Origin of the sequence: Streptomyces sp. NPDC008086 (assembly GCF_042957325.1) — a bacterium.
Lineage (GTDB): Bacteria > Actinomycetota > Actinomycetes > Streptomycetales > Streptomycetaceae > Streptomyces.
Map to the genome: position 1 here is coordinate 197,556 of NZ_JBIBIA010000010.1, position 21,235 is coordinate 218,790.

The 21,235-nt window shown below is 70.5% G+C and carries 20 protein-coding genes and 2 tRNA genes; 11 read left to right on the forward strand and 11 right to left on the reverse strand.

The genetic code is table 11. From position 1 onward, the window contains the following. The first annotated feature begins 36 nt into the window (after positions 1–36). The 4 genes from ACFZBP_RS33300 to ACFZBP_RS33315 all read left to right on the forward strand — a co-directional run bounded on the left by ACFZBP_RS33300 (position 37) and on the right by ACFZBP_RS33315 (position 3,337). The gene (locus ACFZBP_RS33300; RefSeq protein WP_391418673.1) at positions 37–1,155 is read left to right on the forward strand and encodes an NAD-dependent epimerase/dehydratase family protein; all 1,119 of its coding nucleotides are present in this window, start codon (positions 37–39) and stop codon (positions 1,153–1,155) included. 127 nt (positions 1,156–1,282) lie between these two features. Then, a complete protein-coding gene (locus tag ACFZBP_RS33305) occupies positions 1,283–1,744 on the forward strand; it encodes a molybdenum cofactor biosynthesis protein MoaE (RefSeq protein WP_383451664.1) in 462 nt (153 codons plus the stop codon). Positions 1,745–1,987: 243 nt separating this feature from the next. Then, positions 1,988–2,152 (forward strand): hypothetical protein, encoded by a 165-nt coding sequence (locus tag ACFZBP_RS33310; RefSeq protein WP_383451666.1) that lies wholly within the window; start codon positions 1,988–1,990, stop codon positions 2,150–2,152. A gap of 87 nt (positions 2,153–2,239) precedes the next feature. Next, a complete protein-coding gene (locus tag ACFZBP_RS33315) occupies positions 2,240–3,337 on the forward strand; it encodes a PDZ domain-containing protein (RefSeq protein WP_383451668.1) in 1,098 nt (365 codons plus the stop codon). A gap of 108 nt (positions 3,338–3,445) precedes the next feature. On the opposite strand, the gene ACFZBP_RS33320 is transcribed toward ACFZBP_RS33315, so the two are convergent. Then, a complete protein-coding gene (locus ACFZBP_RS33320; protein WP_383451670.1) occupies positions 3,446–3,988 on the reverse strand; it encodes a PPA1309 family protein in 543 nt (180 codons plus the stop codon). A 164-nt stretch (positions 3,989–4,152) separates the two neighbouring features. Between ACFZBP_RS33320 and ACFZBP_RS33325 the strand changes: the two genes are divergently transcribed. The 4 genes from ACFZBP_RS33325 to ACFZBP_RS33340 all read left to right on the forward strand — a co-directional run bounded on the left by ACFZBP_RS33325 (position 4,153) and on the right by ACFZBP_RS33340 (position 9,709). Then, complete coding sequence (locus ACFZBP_RS33325; RefSeq protein ID WP_383452037.1) at positions 4,153–7,113, forward strand: UPF0182 family protein; 2,961 nt, start codon at positions 4,153–4,155, stop codon at positions 7,111–7,113. Between the two features lie 57 nt (positions 7,114–7,170). Beyond that, a tRNA-Met gene (locus tag ACFZBP_RS33330) sits at positions 7,171–7,244 on the forward strand. Positions 7,245–7,472: 228 nt separating this feature from the next. After that, positions 7,473–9,392 (forward strand): sel1 repeat family protein, encoded by a 1,920-nt coding sequence (locus ACFZBP_RS33335; RefSeq protein ID WP_391418676.1) that lies wholly within the window; start codon positions 7,473–7,475, stop codon positions 9,390–9,392. A gap of 243 nt (positions 9,393–9,635) precedes the next feature. Next, positions 9,636–9,709 (forward strand) — tRNA-Met (locus tag ACFZBP_RS33340). A gap of 68 nt (positions 9,710–9,777) precedes the next feature. Here ACFZBP_RS33340 and ACFZBP_RS33345 read toward each other — a convergent pair. The 6 genes from ACFZBP_RS33345 to hisN all read right to left on the reverse strand — a co-directional run bounded on the left by ACFZBP_RS33345 (position 9,778) and on the right by hisN (position 14,695). Next, positions 9,778–10,941, reverse strand: a complete 1,164-nt coding sequence (locus ACFZBP_RS33345) for an ABC transporter substrate-binding protein (RefSeq protein WP_391418679.1) — start codon at positions 10,939–10,941, stop codon at positions 9,778–9,780. Between the two features lie 17 nt (positions 10,942–10,958). Then, the gene (locus tag ACFZBP_RS33350) at positions 10,959–11,822 is read right to left on the reverse strand and encodes an ABC transporter permease subunit (protein WP_391418682.1); all 864 of its coding nucleotides are present in this window, start codon (positions 11,820–11,822) and stop codon (positions 10,959–10,961) included. Continuing rightward, entirely contained in the window at positions 11,819–12,586 is a 768-nt protein-coding gene (locus ACFZBP_RS33355; RefSeq protein WP_383451678.1) for an ABC transporter ATP-binding protein, read from the reverse strand. Before ACFZBP_RS33355 ends, ACFZBP_RS33350 begins: the two co-directional genes overlap by 4 nt. A 141-nt stretch (positions 12,587–12,727) precedes the next feature. Next, complete coding sequence (locus tag ACFZBP_RS33360) at positions 12,728–13,144, reverse strand: Fur family transcriptional regulator (RefSeq protein ID WP_048582111.1); 417 nt, start codon at positions 13,142–13,144, stop codon at positions 12,728–12,730. Positions 13,145–13,363: 219 nt separating this feature from the next. Continuing rightward, positions 13,364–13,756: a cyclic nucleotide-binding/CBS domain-containing protein gene (locus ACFZBP_RS33365; RefSeq protein WP_383451682.1), complete on the reverse strand. Its 393-nt coding sequence runs from the start codon at positions 13,754–13,756 to the stop codon at positions 13,364–13,366. 138 nt (positions 13,757–13,894) lie between these two features. Further along, complete coding sequence (gene hisN / locus ACFZBP_RS33370; protein ID WP_383451684.1) at positions 13,895–14,695, reverse strand: histidinol-phosphatase; 801 nt, start codon at positions 14,693–14,695, stop codon at positions 13,895–13,897. Positions 14,696–15,403: 708 nt separating this feature from the next. On the opposite strand from hisN, the gene ACFZBP_RS33375 reads away from it, so the two are divergent. Then, on the forward strand, positions 15,404–16,015 hold the full coding sequence (locus ACFZBP_RS33375; protein ID WP_391418686.1) for a TetR family transcriptional regulator: 612 nt from the start codon (positions 15,404–15,406) through the stop codon (positions 16,013–16,015). Positions 16,016–16,030: 15 nt separating this feature from the next. Here ACFZBP_RS33375 and ACFZBP_RS33380 read toward each other — a convergent pair whose 3' ends face one another. The 4 genes from ACFZBP_RS33380 to ACFZBP_RS33395 form a co-directional block, all read right to left on the reverse strand. Next, a complete protein-coding gene (locus ACFZBP_RS33380) occupies positions 16,031–16,354 on the reverse strand; it encodes a DMT family transporter (protein WP_383451688.1) in 324 nt (107 codons plus the stop codon). A 109-nt stretch (positions 16,355–16,463) separates the two neighbouring features. After that, positions 16,464–17,474 carry a ribosome small subunit-dependent GTPase A gene (gene rsgA / locus ACFZBP_RS33385; protein WP_383451690.1) on the reverse strand — a complete coding sequence of 337 codons (1,011 nt, stop codon included), beginning with the start codon at positions 17,472–17,474 and terminating at the stop codon, positions 16,464–16,466. Between the two features lie 18 nt (positions 17,475–17,492). Continuing rightward, positions 17,493–18,812 (reverse strand): 3-phosphoshikimate 1-carboxyvinyltransferase, encoded by a 1,320-nt coding sequence (aroA, locus tag ACFZBP_RS33390; protein ID WP_383451692.1) that lies wholly within the window; start codon positions 18,810–18,812, stop codon positions 17,493–17,495. A gap of 124 nt (positions 18,813–18,936) precedes the next feature. Next, entirely contained in the window at positions 18,937–19,659 is a 723-nt protein-coding gene (locus ACFZBP_RS33395; RefSeq protein WP_383451694.1) for a M50 family metallopeptidase, read from the reverse strand. Between the two features lie 70 nt (positions 19,660–19,729). On the opposite strand from ACFZBP_RS33395, the gene ACFZBP_RS33400 reads away from it, so the two are divergent. Next, entirely contained in the window at positions 19,730–20,545 is an 816-nt protein-coding gene (locus tag ACFZBP_RS33400) for an SOS response-associated peptidase family protein (protein ID WP_391418690.1), read from the forward strand. 10 nt (positions 20,546–20,555) lie between these two features. After that, positions 20,556–21,185, forward strand: a complete 630-nt coding sequence (locus ACFZBP_RS33405) for an alpha/beta family hydrolase (RefSeq protein WP_391419088.1) — start codon at positions 20,556–20,558, stop codon at positions 21,183–21,185. Positions 21,186–21,235: the final 50 nt, after the last annotated feature.

Here is a 21,235-nt window from a genome sequence, read left to right on the forward strand (position 1 = left end):
CACGTTCGTACTGAAGACAACCGCTGGAGACGCCCGGTGAGTTCCCCTGATCCGCAGGTTCGCGCAGCGCGAAACCAGTCAACCCCATCCGCGCGCGGCGTGCGCGGTCCCGTCGTCGCGGTGACCGGTGCCGCGTCCGGCATCGGCGCGCTGCTCACGGAGCGGCTCGTCGAGTCCGACGAGGTCAAGCAGGTCATCGCCATCGACGAGCGGCGCGGTGAGTGCGCTGCGGCGCAGTGGCACATCCTGGACGTGCGGGATCCGGCCATCGCGGAGAAGCTGCGGGGCGCCGACGTGGTCGTGCACCTGGCGCTCGACCTCGATCTGGAGACCGATCCCGCCGCCAGGACGGCATACAACGTTCGGGGGACGCAGACCGTGCTGACGGCCGCGGCGGCGGCCGGGATCCACCGGGTCGTGCTGTGCACCTCGGCGATGGTCTACGGGGCGCTGCCGGACAACGAGCTGCCGCTGTCCGAGGACGCCGAGCTGCGGGCCACGGCGGAGGCCACCGGGGTCGGTGACCTGCTGGAGATCGAGCGCCTCGCGCGCAGGGCGCCCCGGGCCCATCCGGGACTTAATGTCACCGTCGTCCGGCCCGCGGTACTGGTCGGCGGCACCGACACCGCGCTGACCAGGTACTTCGAGTCACCTCGGCTGCTTGTCGTCGCGGGCTCGCGGCCCGCCTGGCAGTTCTGCCATGTCGAGGATCTGTGCAGTGCCCTGGAGTACGCCGTCCTGGAGAAGGTCGACGGGGAACTCACGGTGGGCTGCGACGGGTGGCTGGAGCAGGAGGAGGTCGAGGAGCTCAGCGGCATCCGGCGCATGGAACTGCCGTCGGCGGTCGCGCTGGGCGCGGCGGCCCGGCTGCACCGGATCGGACTGACGCCCTCTCCGGCCGGGGACCTGGCCTACACGATGTATCCCTGGGTGGTGAGCGGGAGCCGGCTCCATGACGCGGGCTGGCGGCCGCAGTGGACCAACGAGGAAGTGCTGGCGGAGCTGCTGGAAGAGGTCTCCGGTCGGCACACCGTCGCCGGGCGTCGGCTCGGGCGCAAGGACGCGACGGCGGCCGGTGCCGCGGGAGCGACGGTGGCCCTGCTGGGCGCTGCGGCCGTGGTGCGGCGGGCGCGGAAGGCGCGACGGCGGATCTGAGCGGGTGGGGCCTCACGCGACGGCCCACGGAAGCCCTCGCGCATGTAGGAGGCTCCAAACACGTACGCGCGTGTGCCGGGCGATAACGCTATTCCCCGTCCTCGCGCGCGTGGGGCACGATGGGGCCATGGCACCTACCAACGACCACCCCGGTGAGCAGGGCGCTCAGGACCCGATCAAGCTCATCGGCATCCGCGAGACGGCCCTCTCCGTGGACGAGGTCTTCCGGGCCGTCGGGGACGACGCCTCCGGAGGGACCGCCTTGTTCGTGGGAACCGTGCGGAACCACGACGGGGGTGTCGACGTCGACGAGCTCGGGTACTCCTGCCACCCCACGGCCGAGGCCGAGATGCGGCGGGTCGCCGAGAAGGTCGTCGCCGAGTACCCGGTGCGGGCGCTCGCGGCCGTGCACCGCGTCGGAGACCTCCAGGTCGGGGACCTCGCCGTCGTCGTGGCCGTCTCCTGCCCCCATCGCGGCGAGGCCTTCGAGGCCTGCCGCAAGCTGATCGACGACCTCAAGCACGAGGTGCCCATCTGGAAGCACCAGAAGTTCTCCGACGGGACGGAGGAGTGGGTCGGCGCCTGCTGAGCGGCTCGCCCCACACGCCCGCCCGTCCGCCCCACACGCCCCCCCCCGTCCGTCCGCCCAACACGCCCATCCCACAGACCCGCCCGACAAGCCGCCCAACAACCCCGGCGGGGACGGGCCTCCAGCACCCGTCCACCCCACTCCGCTTGCGTAACCGGACCCCTGGCACGAGCGTTGTCAGTGCCAGCGGTTAATCTGCTGATCAGTCAGTTTGCGGTCGCGCAATGGGGACGGGAGGACGGCATGGCGGCGCTCGCCTGGTTGCTGATTCCGCTTGTGGCTGCGGTCTGTGCCGGTCTTTGGGGCAGCTGGGCCAACCGCAACCGCAAGGCGCGGGGTGACGGGCCGGAGCTCGACGGCTATGCCCGTTTCCGGGCGGCCATGGAGAAGCCCCCCTCCCGCATGTGATCACGGGGGCGGGCGAGGCGGCCCTGACGGAGCACGGTCAGACGGCCCTGACGGGGCACTGACAGGACCGTCACGTACTGTCGTGGCATGCCACGCCGCACCGCGACGATGCTCGCCTCCACCCTGATGCTGATCGCGCTCCTGTGCGCGGGAGTCTTCATCCCCGTGCCGTACTCGGAGATGTCCCCGGGGCCGACGGTGAACACGCTCGGCGATCACGACGGCGAGCCGGTGCTGCAGATCTCCGGTCACAAGACCTACCCGGCCTCCGGGCACCTCAACATGACCACCGTCCGGGTCACCGGCGCCGACTACAAGATGAACCTGGTGGAGGCCGTCTACGGATGGCTCGCGCACGACAACAAGGTCGTGCCGCACGACACCCTCTACCCGGACGGCAAGACCGAGGAGCAGTCCACCCAGGAGAACGCCGAGGAGTTCAGCCAGTCCCAGGAGAGCGCCAAGGTCGCCGCGCTGAAGGCGCTGGACATTCCGGTGCAGAGCTGGGTGATCGTCTCGACGGTCGTCAAGGGAACTCCGGCCGAGGGCGAACTGCACGCCGGTGACGTCATCAAGTCCGTCGACGGTACGACGGTGAAGGAACCCTCCGACGTCGCCAAGCTGGTGACCAAGCACAAGCCCGGGCAGGACGTCGTCTTCACGATCGTGCCGGCCAAGGAGCAGGCGGCCGCCGAGAAGGAGCGCCGGACGCCGACGAAGACCGAGAAGGTCACCATCAGGACCGCCCAGTCCGACGACAGCGGCGAGAAGCGCGCCATCGTCGGGATCTCCGCCGGGACCGACCACACCTTCCCGTTCACCATCGACATCAAGCTCGCCGACGTCGGCGGCCCCAGCGCCGGCCTCATGTTCTCGCTCGGCCTCTACGACAAGCTCACCCCGGGCAACCTCACCGGTGGCAAGTTCGTCGCCGGCACCGGCACCATCGACGACGAGGGCAAGGTCGGACCAATCGGTGGCATCGAGATGAAGACCATCGCCGCCCGCGACAAGGGCGCCCAGTACTTCCTCACGCCGGCCGACAACTGCGCGACCGCCGCCAGGGACGTCCCCGACGGGCTCACCCTGGTCAAGGTGGGCACCATCGACGACGCCCTCGGCGCCCTTGAGGACATCCGCTCCGGCGACACCGCCGGCCTGCCGAAGTGCACGACCAAGAGCTGAGCGAGCAGGTATCGAGCACGCACACGGCAGTGGGGCGCCCTTCGCATCGCGGGCGCCCCACCGCCGTACAGGTCGAACTCACGAGCTGCGATGCCGTACGGGAAGACCTCAGTCCTCGAACGTCGCCGCCAGCGCCTCCGCCAGACCCGGGATCAGGTCCGGGCCGGTGAGGACCTCCGTCGGGGTGTCCTTCTCGCGCAGGCGCAGGGCCGACTCGCGGGCGCCGTCGCGCAGCACCGCGACCGTCATGCGGACCTCCTGGCGGTCGGGGTGGTCCGCCACCCACTTCGCGAGCTTGGCGTCGCTCAAACCCTGCGGGACCTGCGCCTCGGCGGACGGCGGCAGCATGAGGCGCTCGACGGTGAGCGCGCAGCCGACCACCGCGTCGGGCCAGGCGATGGTGCCGAGGAACTCATCGAGCGCCTTGCCCGTTTCAATCTCGTCCTGCTCGATCGGGGTCAGGCCGGAGGACTCCTGCTCGTCCCCCAGGCCGAGCTGGGCGGCGAGGCCGGGTTCCTGGGCCTGCAGCCGTGCGGTGTCTACGAGGGCGAAGAGGCGGGCGGGCTGGTCCCAGCCGAGGCCGGAGGCGTACTCGTCGATCTCGAGAACGGCCCGGGTGAGCGGGCTCGCCGCCATGGGAGTGTTGGACATGGTCACAATCCTCTCTCGTTCCTGGGCGGAATCGGGAACTGAGTAAACGGTGAGTAAGTTGCATAGGTGTGGGCCCGCGATCACGGGGGGCCACGGAGGGTCCACGAAGACGCGGGCCTGACGGATCAACAGCGAACCTCGGGGTGCGAACCTTGGCTTTCCAGATGCCGGACCGCGGCGGAGGCCCGACCGGGCCACGGATCAGAGTGGGCCGACCGTCCCGGCGTGTCCGGACGCTGCTCATGACACTGGGCGTCCTCGCCGTCCTCGGCATGGCCTTCACCATGTTCGCGGGCTTCTGGACGGACTGGCTCTGGTACCGGTCGGTGAACTACTCGTCGGTGTTCACGACCACGCTGTGGACGAAGATCGGACTCTTCTTCGTATTCGGTCTGTTGATGGCCCTCGCGGTCGGCTTCAACATCTGGCTGGCGCACCGGCTGCGCCCGCCGCTGAGCGCCATGTCGATGGAGCAGCAGAGCCTCGACCGCTACCGCATGGGCATCGCGCCGTACAAGAAGTGGCTGCTGCTCGCGATCACCGCCCTGGTCGGCCTGATCGCCGGCGCCTCCGCCTCCAGCCAGTGGCGTACCTGGCTGATGTGGGTCAACGGCGTGCCGTTCGGCGAGAAGGACCCCCAGTTCCACCTGGACGTCGGCTTCTACGCCTTCGACCTGCCCTGGTACCGGTTCCTGCTCGGCTTCGGCTTCGCCGCCGCGATCCTCTCCGTGATCGCCGCCGCGCTGACCCACTACCTGTACGGCGGGCTGCGCATCACCAGCCCGGGCGCCCGCGCCACGGCCGCGGCCACCGGACACCTGTCGGTGCTGATCGGCATCTTCGTCGCCCTGAAGGCGGTCGCGTACTGGCTCGACCGGTACGGGCTCGCGGTGAAGTCCAGTGACTTCAAGGCCACCGACAACTGGACGGGCCTCAGGTACGTCGACGCCAACGCCTATCTGCCGGCCAAGACGATCCTGTTCTGCATCGCCGTGATCTGCGCGCTGCTGTTCTTCGCCACGCTGTGGCGGCGCACCTGGCAGTTGCCCGTCATCGGCTTCGGCCTGATGGTGCTCTCGGCGATCCTCATCGGCGGCCTGTACCCGGCGATCGTCCAGAAGTTCCAGGTCCAGCCCAACGAGCAGGCCAAGGAAGCGCCGTACGTCGAGAAGAACCTGAAGGCGACGCGCGAGGCCTACGGCATCGACGGCGCGCAGGTCACCGAGTACCCGGGCACGAGCAAGACCGAGGACAAGACCCAGCTGCGCGACGACGTGGACGCCACGGCGAGCATCCGGATCATGGACCCGAACATCGTGTCGCCGACGTTCCAGCAGCTCCAGCAGATCAGGAACTACTACGCGTTCCCGACCAACCTGGACGTCGACCGGTACAGCAAGGACGGCAAGGACCAGGACACGGTCATCGGTCTGCGTGAGATCAATCTCAACGGCATTCCGAAGCGCAACTGGATCAACGACCACTTCCGCTACACCCACGGCTACGGCGTGGTCGCCGCCGAGGGCACCAGCGCCGACTCCCAGGGCCGACCGGACTTCACCGAGTCCGACCTGCCGTCCAAGGGCGACCTCGGGACATACGAGCAGCGGGTCTACTACGGCGAGAAGACCACCATGTACTCGATCGTCGGCGGTCCCCAGAAGGAGATCGACTACTCCGACGACAGCGGTGAGAAGACCTACAGCTACAAGGCCGACAGCGGCGTCAGCCTCTCCAACCCGGTCAACCGGGCCGCGTACGCGGTGGCGTTCGGCGAGCCGCAGATCCTGTACTCCGGCGCGATCGGCGACGGTTCGCGGATCCTGTACAACCGCACGCCCAAGGAGCGCGTCGAGGCGGTCGCCCCGTGGCTGACCATCGACGGCGACGCCTACCCGGCGGTGGTGAACCACCGCATCCAGTGGATCGTCGACGCGTACACGACGACGAACGGCTACCCGTACTCGTCCCGTACGACCCTCGGTGACACCACGGCCGACTCGCTGACCGCCACCAACGACAACCGCGCGGTGGTGGCCCAGCAGAACCAGGTCAACTACATCCGCAACTCGGTGAAGGCGACGGTCGACGCCTACACCGGCGAGGTCAAGCTCTACCAGTGGGACACCAAGGACCCCGTCCTGAAGACCTGGATGAAGGCCTTCCCGGGCACGGTGGAATCCAAGAGCGAGATCTCCAAGGACCTGATGGACCATCTGCGCTACCCGCAGGACCTGTTCAAGGTCCAGCGTGAGCTGCTCACCCGCTACCACGTGAAGGACGCGACGACGTTCCTCAGCGGCAGCGAGGTCTGGCAGGTGCCGGACGACCCGACCAACAAGTCGGGCAGCGCGGTGCCGCCGTACTACCTGAGCATGAAGATGCCCGACCAAGCGGCGCAGGCGTTCTCGCTGACGACGACGTTCACACCGAACGGCCGGGACAACCTCAGCGCCTTCATGGCCGTCGACGCGGAGGCGGGCACCAGTGACTACGGCAAGATCAGAGTTCTGAAACTGCCGACCAACACCACGGTCAACGGACCCAGCCAGGTCCAGAGCCAGTTCAACTCCGAACAGAACATCGCCGAGACCATCAGGCTGCTGAGAGGCGGCGACTCGGAGGTCGAGTACGGCAATCTGCTGGCGGTCCCGCTGGACGGCGGACTGCTCTATGTGGAGCCTGTCTACGTACGCGGTGGCGGACTGAAGTACCCACTGCTGCGAAAGGTGTTGGTCTCCTACGGCGGCACCACCGCCTTCGAGGACACCCTCGGCGAGGCGCTCAACAAGGTCTTCGGCGCCGAGGGCCCGACCACCGAGCCACCGGACGAGGGCGACCAGGACGGCGGCGGTACGACACCTCCGCCGACGTCCAGCAACCCGAACGTCCAGGACGCGCTCAACGACGCCCAGAAGGCCTTCGAGGCCGGCCAGGAAGCCCTGAAGAAGGGTGACTGGGAGGCGTACGGCCGGGCGCAGGAGGACCTCGGGGACGCGCTGAAGCGGGCCGAGGACGCCCAGGCCAAGGCGGACAAGACGGGCGGCAGCGGCGGCGGCGAAAGCGGCGGCGGCGCGAGCCCGAGCTCGAGTCCGAGCCCGTCCGGCAGCCCCACCAGCGGATAAGGACGGCGATTGATCGAATAGCCCACCCCGCGCCGTGATACGGTTGCCGAACAACGGCGCGGGGTGGAGCAGCTCGGTAGCTCGCTGGGCTCATAACCCAGAGGTCGCAGGTTCAAATCCTGTCCCCGCTACTGAAGTCGACGAGTATCTCGTACGACAGCGAAGGCCCGGATCCTCCAGAGGATCCGGGCCTTCGTGGTGTGCGAACGCATGTGCCGGGCAGGGGGACGGTCGCGCCGCCGTGGGGAGTTGGGAGAACTGTGTTTGACTTGTCTCTCTGTGGGCATGTCGACAAAACGCTGAAGTGACCTCACTGGCTGCGGTATACCAGGTGTACCCAGGTTGCAGGTGGTGCGACGATGGACGTTATGGGGGACAAGGCAACTCTGTTGGAGACAGGGCGGTTTGTGCAGCCTGCCGACTTTGTGCAGCCGACGGGCGATTTGCCGCGGCCGACGGACGGTGCCTCGCAGCCGGTGGACGACTTCCCGCAGCAGGAGGGCGAACTCGCCCTCGACCGGCCGACGGACCCGGACGAGACCGGGGCGGCCGCCGAGGAGGCGCGGCAACTGCTCGCCGCCGAGGCCGGTGACGTGGAGGCGATGAGCGTCCTCGGGGCCATGCTGCTGCGCCGCGGTGACCTCGACGGAGCCGAGCCCCATCTGCGCGCCGCCACCGCCGCGGGCGACCGGGCCGCGGCCAACAACCTGGGAGTCCTTCTCCACCAGCGCGGATACGCCGACGACGCCGCCGGATGGTGGCGGATCGCCGCCGTCGCGGGGTCGGCCGCCGCCGCGCACGCGCTGGGACGCCACCACCGTGAGCGCGGCGACGAGCCCGCCGCCGAGTACTGGCTGCGGCAGTCCGCCGAGCAGGGACATGCGCTGGGCGCCTACGCGCTCGCCGATCTGCTGGAGCACCGCAGCGACGCCGGGGCCGAGCAGTGGATGCGGGCCGCGGCCGAGCGGGGGCACCGGGAGGCGGCGTACCGGCTGGCGCGCGCGCTGGACCGCCAGGCGGTGCGCACGGGCGAGGAGGGAACCGACATCGGTGTCGCGCCGAGCGAGTCGATGCTGGACGAGGCCGCGCAGTGGTACCGCCAGGCCGCCGCGCGCGGACACCGCAGGGCCGCGCTGCACCTCGGGGCGATCCTCGAGAAGCGCGGGGAGCTCAAGGAGGCCGGGCGCTGGTATCTGACGTCCGCCAAGGACGGCGAGGCGCGTGCCGCCTGCGCGCTCGGGTTCCTGCTGCGCGACGCCGGGGACACCGAGAGCGCGGCCGTGTGGTGGCTGCGGGCCGCGCAGGACGGCGACGGCAACGCCGCGAACGCGCTGGGCGCGCTGCACGCCGAGCGCGGTGAGACACAGACCGCCGAGCGCTGGTACCGCGCCGCGATGGACGCCGGCGATGTGAACGGCGCGTACAACCTCGGGCTGCTCTGCGCCGAGCAGGGGCGCACCGCACCGGCCGAGCAGTGGTACCGGCGGGCGGCGTACGCCGGGCATCGCGAGGCGGCGAACGCGTTGGCGATCCTGCTGCTTCAGGGCGGGGACGCGACGGGGGCCGAGCCGTGGTTCTCCAAGGCCGCGGAGGCCGGGAGCGTGGACGCCGCGTTCAACCTGGGCATCCTGCATGCCGGGCGGGGCGAGGAGCGGGCCGCGCTGCGGTGGTACGAGCGTGCCGCGGCCGCCGGGCACACGGAGGCCGCGCTCCAGGTCGGGATCGCGCGGCTTCGGGACGGCGACGAGCATGCGGCCGAGCGGCATCTGCGGCGCGCGGCCGGGGCCGGCAGCGGGGAGGCCGCGTACCGGCTGGCGACCGTGCTGGACGCTCGCCGTCCGCCGGAGCCCGCGCATGAGCTCGGGGAGACGGTGCACGAGAAGACCGAGTGCGAGGAGTGGTACGAGCGGGCGGCCTCGCAGGGGCATCGGCGTGCGCAGGTGCGGGTGGGGATGCTCGCGGCGGCGCGGGGCGATGTGGTGGAGGCGGCTCGGTGGTACCGGAAGGCTGCCGAGGCGGGGTCGCGGAACGGGGCGTTCAATCTGGGGCTGCTGTTGGCTCGGGAGGGGAGTGAGCCGGAGGCGGCGGTGTGGTGGACGCGGGCGGCGGATGCGGGGCATGGGCGGTCGGCGTTGCGGCTCGCTCTGGTCTACGCGCGTCGTGGGGAGTTGGCGGAGGGGCAGCGGTGGGCTGATCGGGCGGTGGTGTTGGGGCCGCGGGAGGTTGCGGAGCGGGCGGCGCGGTTGCGGGACGCTCTGCGGGAGGAACTGTCGGCGTGAGGTTGGCGCCGGGGTCTTCGCCCCCGCCGCCCCTGCCCGTCCCATCCCTTGAAGGGGCTCCGCCCCTTCGACCCCGCTGGGGCTGCCGCCCCAGACCCCGCCAACGGCCCTCCGGGCCTCGTCCTCAAAGCGCCGGACGGGTGGGGGGTGCCTGGTGTGGCGTCGCCCCTGCGGGTGCGCGGGGGGCTGGAAGATAAGCGATTTGCTCTGGCCGGTCGGTTGACGTAATGTTGCATTCACCGACGCGGGGTGGAGCAGCTCGGTAGCTCGCTGGGCTCATAACCCAGAGGTCGCAGGTTCAAATCCTGTCCCCGCTACTGAAGGCCTGGGGCCGGAATCCGAAAGGGTTCCGGCCCCAGGTTTTTTCATGGTTTTAGTGGGTGTTTCAGCGCTCGGGCGCGTGGCCCACTGCCTCCTCGTACAGGGCGCGGTTCACGGTGCGTGACTCCGGTAGCGGGGTGCCCTCCGCCACGCCTTGGGCCTTGTAGGCCGACTGGAGTCGGGTGGTCGTGCCGGAGCGGATTTCCCAGTCCATGCGGAGGGGTGGGGCGGACTGGAGGATGGATGCGTCTGACTTCAGGAGTTTGGAAAGGTATGTGACGAAAGTCGCATTCTGCTTGTAGTCGGACGCGAAGTACGAATTCACCGTGCGGATGTAGGCCCTGAGGAGTGCGACGCCGGCGTCGAGGTCGTCCTGGAGCAGGGTGGGGCCGTAGAGCATGCCGCCCAGGGGTTCGCCCTGGGGCTGGCCGCCGAGGAAGGCGTAGCCCTGTCGGCCGTCCACCTTGCGCCAGACCGGGTCCAGGAGCCAGGCGGAGTCGACGCCGCCGTTCTGCAGGGCCGTGAGGACGTCGGCCGAGCCGAGTTGCTGGTACTGGATGTCGGCCAGGCCGCCGCCGTGCTGTTCCAGGGCCTTCTCCATGGCGTACGCGATCACCGAGCCCTTGCCGATCATCGTGCCGAGCCTGCGGTCCGCCATGGTGACGCGGCCGGCGCTCTCACCCTGCTTCAGGCGGACCCACAGGCCGCTCTTCGACCTGGGATCGGGGGAGAAGTTCGCGGCGACCCACTTGATGTCGAAGCCGCCCTTGATGCCGTTCATGACGGCCGCCTCCGGGGCCGCCCACAGGGCGTCGATGTCCCCCTTGGCCAGCAGGGGCAGCGCGTCCGGGGTGGGGAGGACCTTCAGTTCGACGTCCAGGCCCTCCTTCTTGAACTCACCTTTGTCGAGGGCGACTCGCAGGGGAGCCACGTACTCCGCGCTCAGCGTTCCCGTCGCGATCGTCAGCTTGCGGGGCTCGGGCAGTGGCTGTGGGGGAGGGGAGCCGGGGAGGCAGCGGGCAGGGGCGCGGGTCGGGGAGAGATCCTTCGGGTCCGTCCAGGACTTCGCGCCGCAGCCGTCCACCGGGCGGACCGTGCGCTGTCCGGCGGCCGCCTTCGAGGAGGGGTCCGGCCTGGACGGTGAGGAACAGGCCGCCGACGCCAGCAGTGCGGCTGCGGCTGTGACCGCGGTGAGGACGGTGCCGTAGGCGTGGGTTCTCTTGTGCATGGCGTGCCCCCTTCCCTTCATGACTGGCCCCGTCCCCGGTCCCTCGGTGCCCATGGGGTGAGCAGGCGGCCGGCGAAGCGGATCAGTTCGGAGAAGAGCACTCCGAGGACCGCGACGCAGACGATGCCGACGAACATCACGTCGTTCTGGAAGAGCGCGCGCGAGTCGAAGATCAGATGGCCGAGGCCGTCGGTCGCGGCGATCTGCTCCGACGCGACGATCACCAGGACCGCCACGCCCGCCGCGATCCGAGCGCCCACCAGGACGGCGGGGAGCGACGCCGGGAGCAGGACGTGGCGGAACATCTGCCACCGCGAGGCGCCGAAGACCTGGCCGGCGTCACGGTGGCCGGACGGGATGGACATCACCGCGGACATCGTGGAGATCCAGACGAAGAAGAACACCGTCGCCGCCACCAGGGCGACCTGCGGGCCCTCGCCCAGGCCGAACATGTTCAGGAAGATCGGCAGCAGGGCCAGCTTCGGTACGACGTAGAGCGCGTCCAGGAGGGGCTCCAAGGCGGCTCGTACCAGAGACAGGGAGCCCATCAGCAGGCCCAGGGCATAGCCCGCCGCCGTGCCGGCCGCGTATCCGGCGAGGACGCGCTTCAGCGTCGCCCACACATCAGGCCAGAGGTTGCCGGCCGCGGCACGGTCCCAGCCGTCGGCGAGGATCGTGGACGGGGCCGGGTAGACGCGGTCGTCGATCCAGGCCCGGGTGGCGGCCAGTTGCCACAGGAGGACGAGGAGGAGGGGGACGGCGAGCGCCAGGGACAGCTCCAGGGCTCGCCTGCGGCGGTGGGTGCGGACGGGGTGGAGTTCCCGCGGGCCGGGGCGCCGGACCAGGACGGAACCGGAGGGCGGCTTCGTGAGTGTCGTCATGCCGGTACCGCCTCCTTCCGCAGCAGGTCCCACAGCTCGCTCTTCAGCGCCGTGAACTCGGGGGTGGCGCGGATGTCGCCGGTGCGCGGGCGGGGGAAGGGCGGGCGGTGCTCGGCGATGATCCGGCCCGGGCGGGCGGACATGACCAGCACGCGGTCGCCGAGGACGATCGCCTCCTCCAGGCTGTGCGTGATGAACAGCGTGGTCGTCCTCAGCGACTGGGTGAGGTCGAGGAGCTCGTCCTGGAGGATCGTGCGCAGCTGGGCGTCGAGGGCCGCGAACGGCTCGTCCATCAGCAGCAGTTCGGGCTCCACGGCCAGCGCCCGGGCGATGGCCACGCGCTGGCGCATACCGCCGGAGAGGGCGGCCGGGTAGGCGTCCGTGAAGTCCGACAGGCCCATGCGGGCCAGCCAGTCGTCGGCACGGGCGTTCGCCTCGCGGCGCGGGACGCGCTGGATGTCCAGGCCGAAGCGGACGTTGGCGCGGACGGTCTTCCAGTCGTAGATGCCGTAGTCCTGGAAGATCATGGCGGCCGGCCGCGCACTGGTCGTACGGATCTCCAGGGTGCCGGTGCTCGGGCGGAGCAGTCCCGCGGCGATCCGCAGCAGCGTGGACTTGCCGCAGCCCGAGGGGCCGACGACACAGACGAACTCGCCGGGCGCGACGGTCAGGTCGAGGGGGCCGAGGGCGTGGACGGTGTGGGGGGTTCGGCCGAAGGCGCGTGTCAGGTGGGTCGCTCTCAGTTTGGGGTACGGCTCTCCCACTTCGGTCTCCTCGCGGAGTGCGGAACGGACGTGTGGGTGCCGTAGACCATATGACGGACCGTCAGATTCGGGAACCCCGCCCGCGCGCGGGCAGCACGAAGCCCCGGCACGCATCGGTGCCGGGGCTCGACGAGGGTGGTGCTAGGCCTTCGCGCAGTTCGGGCAGGTGCCGCGGTACGTCACCTCGACGTCGGAGACCGTGAAGCCGAAGCGCTCGGAGTCGGGGAGGTCGGCCATCGGGTTGCCCGTCGGGTGCACGTCCCGGATCGCGCCGCACTGGGCGCACACCAGGTGGTGGTGGGGCCGGTGGGCGTTCGGGTCGTATCGCTTGGCGCGCTTGTCGGTGGAGACCTCGAGCACCTCGCCGAGGGTGACGAGCTCGCCCAGCGTGTTGTAGACGGTCGCGCGGGAGATCTCGGGCAGCTTGGCCACGGCTCGCGCGTGCACCTCGTCGGCCGTCAGATGGACGTGATCACCGGCGAGGACCTCGGCCACGACGCGCCGCTGCGCGGTCATACGCCATCCGCGTCCGCGCAGCCGTTCCAGAAGGTCGCTCATACGGAACACTTTAACAGAGGACGACCAGGTTCCGAATGGGTGTGACTTTAGATCTCGGCTTGACTTAGACAGTATCTAAATGAGCGCTGAGATCGTCCTGGCGACCGGGCGGGAGCGGCCGGAGTTGCTCCGAGGGCATGCGCGGCTGACTCCAGCACTGGACCGCCTGCCGTGGCGGACGGGCCGGGTTCCTTCGGGGGCCCGGCCCGTCGTGCGTGGTCAGGCCGGTACGTGCTGTCGTGCGGGTGCCCAGCAGCGGATGATGTCGCGGACCGAGACGATGCCGACCGGCTCGCCGTGGTCCAGGACGATCAGATGCCGGAAGCCGCCGTGCGCCATGGCGCGGGCCGCCTCCTCCAGGGTCCATGCCGGGGCGGCGAACACGACGTCGTTGGTGGTGTGGTCGTGGGCGCGTTCGTGGTCGGGGTTCTGGCCGAGGCCGACGGAGTTGAGGATGTCGCGTTCGGTGAGGATGCCGATGCCGCCGGCGTCGGGGTCGTGGACCACGGCGGCGCCGATCCGACGGGCGGACATCAGCGCGGCGGCCTGGCGAAGGGTGTGGGTGGGGCCGATGGTGAGGACCACGGTGCTCATGGCGTCACGTACGAGCATGGATGGAGCCACCTCCTGAAGTGCCCCCGCACCGTTTGTTCACGCCCGGCGCCGGAGGCGCCTATTGAACGGTGCACAAATTCACAAGTGGGGGGACTTTCAGGGTGCCAGGTAAAGAGGGGGTCAACAAGAGGGCGTTCAGTAGCGCTCGTTGAGGTATCCGAGGAGCTCGTCGTGCAGCAGGCCGTTCGACGCGGCGGCGTTTCCGCTGTGCGGGCCGGGACGGCCGTCGAGGCCGGTGAAGGTGCCGCCCGCCTCCGTCACGACGATCGCGGTGGCGGCCATGTCCCACAGGGACAGCTCGGGCTCGGCGCAGATGTCCACCGCCCCCTCGGCGACCATCATGTACGGCCAGAAGTCGCCGTACGCGCGTGTGCGCCACACCTCGCGGGTGAGGTCGAGGAAGCCGCCCAGCTTGCCCTTCTCCTCCCAGCCGCTGAGGGAGGAGTACGCGAACGAGGCGTCCGTCAGCTTCGAGACCTGGGAGACGTGCAGACGGGTCGCGGAGGAGAGGCTGCGGCCGGTGTAGGCGCCGTGGCCCTTGGCTGCCCACCAGCGGCGGCCGAGGGCGGGGGCGGAGACCAGGCCGACGACCGGCTGGTAGCCGCCCTCGCCTGCCTCCATGAGGGCGATGAGGGTGGCCCAGACCGGGACGCCGCGTACGTAGTTCTTGGTGCCGTCGATGGGGTCGATGACCCAGCGGCGGGGGCCGGTGCCCTCGATGCCGTACTCCTCGCCGAGGATGGCGTCTCTTGGGCGGGCGCGTTGCAGCTGGCCGCGGATGAGGTCCTCGGCGGACTTGTCGGCCTCGCTCACCGGGGTCATGTCCGGCTTGGTCTCGACTTTGAGGTCGAGGGCCTTGAAGCGGTCCATGGTGGCGGCGTCGGCGTTGTCCGCGAGGACGTGGGCGAGGCGGAGGTCGTCGAGGTAGTCCGGCATGGAACGAACGGTATCTGTCGTGGTCGGGGTGGGGCTACAGGCCCAGCCGATCAAGTCCCCCGGCCTTTCCTCGCCCCCGCCGCCCCTACCCGTCCCATCCCCAGGGGCTCTGCCCCTTCGACCCCCCTGGGGCTGCCGCCCCAAACCCCCACCATCGGCCCTCCGGGCCTCGTCCTCATACGTCGGACGGGCTGGATATGCCCCTGCGGGTGGGTGGGGGTTCGGGACGGCAGGGCCTCGTCCTCATACGTCGGACGGGCTGGATATGCCCCTGTGGGTGGGTGGGGGTTCGGGACGGCGGGGCCTCGTCCTCATACGTCGGACGGGCTGGATATGCCCCTGTGGGTGGGTGGGGGTTCGGGACGGCGGGGCGTCGTCCTCATGCGCCGGATGGGCTGGATATGCCCCTGTGGGTGGGTGGGGGTTCGGGACGGCAGGGCGTCGTCCTCAAACGCCGGACGGGCTGAAAATGCCCCTGTGGGTGGGGCCGGGCTCGGGACGGCAGGGCCTCGTCCTCATGCGCCGGATGGGCTGGGGGTGTCTGGGGCTGGGTCGCCGCTGTGGGTGGGTGGACCCCCCAACCCACCGAACCGCGCTACAGGCCGCCGCAGGCATCGGCCCGCGCGCCCCCGCGTGCCTTCGTGAACCCTTGACAGTGACTCTGTGCGCGTCAAATCTGGGCGCAGAGCCGCTCGGCCCAGGGAGGCGATGATGCCTGCAGCGCGGGAATCCCTGCTGGACGCCGCGTACACGGCGCTGGCGCGTCGGCCGTGGTCTGCCGTGCGGATGGTGGACGTGGCCGCGGCGGCCGGGGTGTCCCGGCAGACGCTGTACAACGAGTTCGGGAGCAAGGAGGGGCTGGCCCGCGCGCTCGTCAGGAGGGAGGCCGACGGCTACCTGGCCGGTGTGGAACGCGCCCTGGCCACCCACAGCGACGCCAGGGAACGCCTCACCGCCACCGCGGAGTGGACCGCCGCACTCGCCCGCGACAACGCCCTCGTCCGCGCCATGCTCACCGGCTGCTGGAGCGAGCGCCTGCCCTCACCGACGCTGTCCGCCGTACCGTCCACCTCCGCCGTACCGGCACAGCGCCGCGCCGACGGCCCGCTCCCGTCTCCCGGCGACTTCGTGGCCCTCGTCCGTGACCGGGCCGTGGTGGTCATCTCCGGGCCTGGCATCAACAAGTCCGACATCGCGGACCTCGCGCGGTCATGCGAACTCGTCGTCAGGCTGGCCCTCTCCTGCGTCGCCGCCCCGCCCGGCGAAGGTGGCGTCGCCGACCTCGTACGCAGCGCGCTGCACCGGCAGTTGGCGGGATGACCGAGGCGGGGGAGATCAGTGTGCCGAGCCCGACAGCTGCAGGCCCACGACCCCTACGATCACCAGACTGATCGATACGATCTTCAGCGTCGACACGAGATCGCCGAGGAAGATCATCCCGTAGATCGCCGTACCCGCCGCCCCGATCCCCGTCCACACCGCGTACGCCGGCCCCACGTCCAGCTTCTTCAGCGACAGCGTCAGCAGACCGAAACTGCCGAGGGCGAAGACGCAGAAGGCGACCGTCGGCCAGAGCCGGCTGAAGCCGTGCGACAGTTTCAGGCAGACGGCGAAACCGGTTTCGAGCAGCCCCGCCACGATGACCAGCAGCCACGCCATGTGCTGTCCTCCCGTATGCCCACGTTCTGTGACCGCTTCGTCTGGCTTGGATCAGGCTCGGTGCGATTATGCCTTTACCGGACTCGCAGGAGGACAAACAACGCGGAGGTCAGTCGCCTTCCGTGCGTTCCCGCGTCGCCAGCAGCCGTCGCAGCGAGTACAGGCGGGCGGGATCGGCGTGACCCTCCGCCACCCATCCGTCCAGCGCGCAGTCCGGTTCGTCATGGCTGCACGCACGCGGACAGCCTTCGGTTCCCGGTTCCAGGTCGGGGAACGCGTGGATGACCCGGGACGGGTCGACATGAGCCAGGCCGAAGGAGCGGACGCCGGGAGTGTCGATCACCCAGCCGTCCGTCACCGTCAGCGGCAGCGCCAACGCCGACGTCGTGGTGTGCCGCCCCCGCCCCGTCACCGCGTTGACATGGCCCGTCGTACGCCTGCGTTCCTCCGGCACCAACGCGTTCACCAGCGTCGTCTTGCCCACACCCGAGTGACCGACGAACGCCGTGACCCGGCCCTCCAGATACTCCCGCACCCGGTCCGCCGCGCCCCCGACCGCCAGCTCCTCCCGGCTGGTGACGACGTACGGGATGTCCAACGCCCCGTACAGCTCCAGGAGTTCGTCCGGCGACGCGAGGTCCGACTTCGTCATCACGAGCAGCGGTTCCAGGCCGCCGTCGAACGCCGCCACCAGACAGCGGTCGATCAGCCGGGGCCGCGGCTCGGGGTCGGCGAGGGCGGTGACGATGGCGAGTTGGTCGGCGTTGGCGACGACGACGCGCTCATAGGGATCGTCGTCGTCGGCGGTACGGCGCAGCAACGACGTCCGCTCCTCGATCCGTACGATCCGCGCGAGTGTGTCCTTCTTGCCGGACAGGTCGCCGACCAGCGCGACCCGGTCCCCGACCACCGCGGCCTTGCGGCCGAGTTCGCGGGCCTTCATCGCCATCACGACCCGGTCCTCGACGAGACAGGTCAGGCGGCCCCGGTCCACGGTGAGGACCATGCCCTCGGCGGCGTCCTCGTGCTTGGGCCGGATGTTCGTCCGGGGCCGGGTGTTCCGGCGGCCCGGGCGGGTGCGGATGTCGTCCTCGTCGGTGTGCTTGCCGTAGCGGCGCATGGCTGTTTCCCCGCGTCCCTACGCCCCGAGCATCCCGGTCCACAGTTCGGGGAAGTCCGGCAGGGTCTTCGCCGTCGTCGCCACGTTCTCGATGCGTACGCCCTCGACCGCGAGGCCGATGATCGCGCCGGCCGTCGCCATGCGGTGGTCCTCGTAGGTGTGGAAGACGCCGCCGTGCAGCCGGCGCGGGCGGATGTGCAGGCCGTCGGCGGTTTCGGTGACGTCGCCGCCGAGTTCGTTGATCTCCTTGGTGAGCGCGGCCAGGCGGTCCGTCTCGTGCAGACGCAGATGGGCGACCCCGCGGAGGGTGGAGGGGGAGTCGGCCAGGGCGGCGACCGCCGCGATGCCCGGGGTGAGTTCGCCCACCTCGCCCAGGTCGACATCGATGCCGTGGACCGCGCCCGAACCGGTGAACACGAGCCCGTACTCGGTGAGTTCGCAGGAACCGCCCATCTCGGTGAAGATCTCGCGCAGCCGGTCGCCGGGCTGGGTGGTGCGGGCCGGCCAGTCCGGGATGAGGATCTTGCCGCCGGTCACCAGCGCCGCTGCCAGGAACGGCTGGGCGTTGGACAGGTCCGGCTCGATGGTCAGGTCGCGGCCGAGCAGGGCGCCCGGCGTGACCCGCCAGACGTTCGGCTCGCCGCCGGACTCCGGGGTGTCGACCTGGGCGCCGACCGAGCGCAGCATGTCGACGGTCATGCGGATGTGCGGCATGGAGGGCAGCGAGGAACCGATGTGCCGGACCTCGACGCCCTGGTTGAAGCGCGGGCCGGACAGCAGCAGTGCCGACACGAACTGGGACGACGAGGAGGCGTCGATCTCCACCGGGCCGCCGTCCAGGGCACCCCCGCCGTGGACCGTCAGCGGCAGCGCGCCCCGGCCGTCGTCGTCGATCCGGGCACCGAGGACACGCAGGGCGTCGATCACGCCGTGCAGGGGACGCTCGTACGACCTGGGGTCGCCGTCGAACCGGATGGGCCCGTCGGCCAGCGCGGCCACCGGCGGGAGGAAGCGCATCACGGTGCCGGCGTTGCCGACGTCGACCGTGGCCGGTCCGCGCAGGCCCGCGGGGAGCACCCGCCAGGCCTCGCCGGTGCCCTCGGGGCCGACGCCCTCCTCGATGCCGACGCCCATCGCCCGCAGCGCGCCGGCCATCAGCAGGGTGTCGCGGGAGCGGAGGGGGCGGCGCAGCCAACCCGGCTCCGAGGCGAGGGCTGCCAGGACGAGGGCGCGGTTGGTGACCGACTTGGACCCCGGCACGTGGACCGTCGCGTCGACGGCTCCGCTCGCGTGCGGGGCGGGCCAGAGGGCGGTGGGTGCGGCGGGGTTTTGGGCCATGGGTTCACTTTATAAGGAGGCCGTCGTTCGGGTGCGGCGCCGCCGGGGCTGGTCGCGCCCACGCGGCGGAGCCGCAAATTGACCCCGGCCCGCGCCCCTATGACCTGCGCCCCTGCGGGGCGCGTCATACGTCCAAGAGCCACCTGCCCCCACCTATCAGCGAACACAGCGACACCGCGTGGAACAGGAACAGCCACAGGCCCGCAGGCACGTGCGTCAGTCGCGACAGCTGGTCCGCGTCCGAGTCTCCCGCGCCACCCCGCGCCCGCTTCGCCTGCAGCTCGAACGCCGGTCGTACCCCGCCCAGCAGCAGGAACCAGACCACCACGTACGCGAACGCCGCCTGCACCTGTGGACCGGTCAGCCAGCTCACCAGCACGAACGTGCCACCCGTGACGAACACCGTCAGTGCCCCGTACGCGTTGCGGATCATCACCAGCATCGCGACCAGCAGGGCCGTCGCCAGCCACAGCAGCAGCGTGATGCGGCCCGCGGCCAGGAGGGCGGCGCCCCCCAGGCCCAGGAGCGGGGGAGCGGTGTAGCCGGCGGCCGCCGTGAGGATCATGCCGATGCCGTGCGGTTTGCCGCGGCTCACGGTGAGGCCGCTGGTGTCGGAGTGCAGACGTATGCCGGTCAGGGTGCGGCCGGTCAGCAGGGCGACCAGGCCGTGGCCGCCCTCGTGGGCGATGGTGATGGCGTTGCGCGAGAGGCGCCACAGGACGTGCGGGACGACCACGACGAGCGCGGCGACCAGCGTGGCGACCACCACCCACAGATCCGGGTCGGGCTGGGTGCCGGCGACCTCGTCCCAGAGGGAGGCGAGCGAGGCGGATGCGGTGCTGTCCATGTAGGGCGATGACTCCCTGTGGTCGAGGGGTGGTGGCCGGGCGACGGGCGGGCCTGGCAGTGTGGCACGTATGTGCGGACGGTATGCAGCCAGTCGTGGACCCGAGGATCTCGCAGGAATCTTTGAGATCGAGAAATGGGAGCCCGAGGAAACCCTGGAGCCCGACTACAACGTGGCCCCCACCAAAGAGGTCCACGTCGTCCTCGACCGCCCTCTGAAAGACGCTCCGGACCCGCGGCCGGTTCGACAGCTGCGCAAGCTGAAGTGGGGGCTGGTGCCGAGCTGGTCCAAGACCCCGGAGACCGCCTTCAAGATGATCAACGCGCGCGCGGAGACGGTCCACGAGAAGCCGTCGTACCGGCGGGCCTTCACCTCCCGGCGCTGCGTCATCCCCGCCGACGGCTACTACGAGTGGGTCACCGGCAGGCAGGAGCTGGACCTGGAGCAGGAGGGCCGGCGCAAACGGCCGCGCAAGCAGCCGTACTTCGTGCTGCCCGCCGACGGGTCGGTCTTCGCGATGGCGGGGCTGTACGAGTTCTGGCGGGACAGGACGCTGCCGGACGAGCATCCGCAGGCCTGGTGGGTGACCTGCTCCGTCATCACGACGGAGGCGGAGACGACGCCGCTGGCGGTGACGTCACCCGAGGGCCCGAACTCGCTGGCCGACATCCACCCCCGTATGCCGCTGATGCTCACCCCGGACCGCTGGGACGCCTGGCTCGACCCGGCCCGCACCGACCCCGAGGAACTGCGCACGCTGCTCACCCCGCCGCCGGCCGGCCTGATGCGCGCCTACCCCGTCTCCACGCTGGTCAGCAACGTCCGCAACAACGGCCCGGAGCTGCTGAAGGAACTGGACGGGCCCGAAGAGGGCACACTGTTCTGATGTGACTGATGTGACGACCGAGATCGTTGGTACGGACGCGGGAGACGCCCGGATCACCTGGCACCCGGCGCGGAAGCCCCGGCTCGTGCTGGCGGTGAGCCACGGAGCCGGGGGCGGCATCGAGGCCCGCGACCTACGCGCGCTGGCCGAGGTCCTGCCCGCCCACGGGGTGACCGTCGCACGCGTCGAGCAGCCCTGGCGCGTGGCCGGGAAGAAGGTGGCGCCCGCGCCGAAGACCCTCGACGTCGGCTGGCGGGGCCTGTGGCCCGCGCTCACCGCGCCCGGGCTCCCCGTGATCTCCGGCGGCCGCAGCGCCGGCGCCCGCGTCGCCTGCCGTACGGCCGTCGAACTCGGGGCGCACGCCGTCCTCGCCCTCAGCTTCCCGCTGCACCCACCGGGCAAGCCCGACAGATCCCGCGCCGACGAGCTGCTCGGCGCCGGGGTGCCGACGCTCGTCGTACAGGGCGGCAACGATCCGTTCGGGAAACCCGAGGAGTTCCCGGACGGGGACTTCGAGATGGTCGAGGTGCCGTACGGCGACCACGGGTTCGCCATGCCCAAGCGGGCGCCCCTCGATCAGGACGAGGCCGTGGCGATTGTCACGGACGGTGTCTTGAAGTGGGTCGGGTCACTCGGGTAAAGGCCCGGGAATGCCGGGGGCCCGGCCTCTGTTGTGGCGGACAGACGGTG